Raw genomic sequence first — 1,045 nt, 5'->3', positions numbered from 1 at the left:
AGTCTTCCCTTGTTATTGTGTAGCCAGAATGCCGCAAAACTTCCATGCCTAAGCGAACTGTTGAGAGTACGTTTCGATTTCTGACTGTGTTAGCCTGGAAGTGCTTGTCCCAACCTTGTTTCTGAGCATGAACGCCCGCAAGCCAACATGTTAGTTGAAGCATCAGGGCGATTAGCAGCATGATATCAAAACGCTCTGAGCTGCTCGTTCGGCTATGGCGTAGGCCTAGTCCGTAGGCAGGACTTTTCAAGTCTCGGAAGGTTTCTTCAATCTGCATTCGCTTCGAATAGATATTAACAAGTTGTTTGGGTGTTCGAATTTCAACAGGTAAGTTAGTTGCTAGAATCCATGGCTCCTTTGCCGACGCTGAGTAGATTTTAGGTGACGGGTGGTGACAATGAGTCCGTGTCGAGCGCTGATTTTTTCGGCCTTTAGAGCGAGATTTATACAATAGAATTTGGCATGAGATTGGATTGCTTTTAGTCAGCCTCTTATAGCCTAAAGTCTTTGAGTGACTAGATGACATATCATGTAAGTTGCTGATAGGTTTCCAGTTTTCCGCTCCTAGGTCTGCATATTGTACTTTTCCTCTTACTCGACTTAACCAGTACCAACCCAGCTTCTCAACGGATTTATACCATGGCACTTTAAAGCCAGCATCACTGACAATGAGCGGTGTGGTGTTACTCGGTAGAATGCTCGCAAGGTCGGCTAGAAATTGGTCATGAGCTTTCTTTGAACATTGCTCTGAAAGCGGGAACGCTTTCTCATAAAGAGTAACAGAACGACCGTGTAGTGCGACTGAAGCTCGCAATACCATAAGTCGTTTTTGCTCACGAATATCAGACCAGTCAACAAGTACAATGGGCATCGTATTGCCCGAACAGATAAAGCTAGCATGCCAACGGTATACAGCGAGTCGCTCTTTGTGGAGGTGACGATTACCTAACAATCGGTCGATTCGTTTGATGTTATGTTTTGTTCTCGCTTTGGTTGGCAGGTTACGGCCAAGTTCGGTAAGAGTGAGAGTTTTACAGTCAAGTAA

At 45.1% G+C, this 1,045-nt stretch carries 1 protein-coding gene; it reads right to left on the bottom strand.

The features are described from left to right. A partial coding sequence (locus tag QV04_RS09770; RefSeq protein WP_010129817.1) for an IS4-like element ISVsa5 family transposase occupies positions 1-1,045 on the bottom strand: 1,045 nt, incomplete at both ends.

It is taken from the genome of Gallibacterium genomosp. 1, from assembly GCF_001678575.1.
Taxonomy (GTDB): Bacteria; Pseudomonadota; Gammaproteobacteria; order Enterobacterales; family Pasteurellaceae; genus Gallibacterium.
The sequence above is the reverse complement of the archived record's forward strand: the minus strand, read 5'-3'. Positions and strand labels throughout refer to the sequence as shown.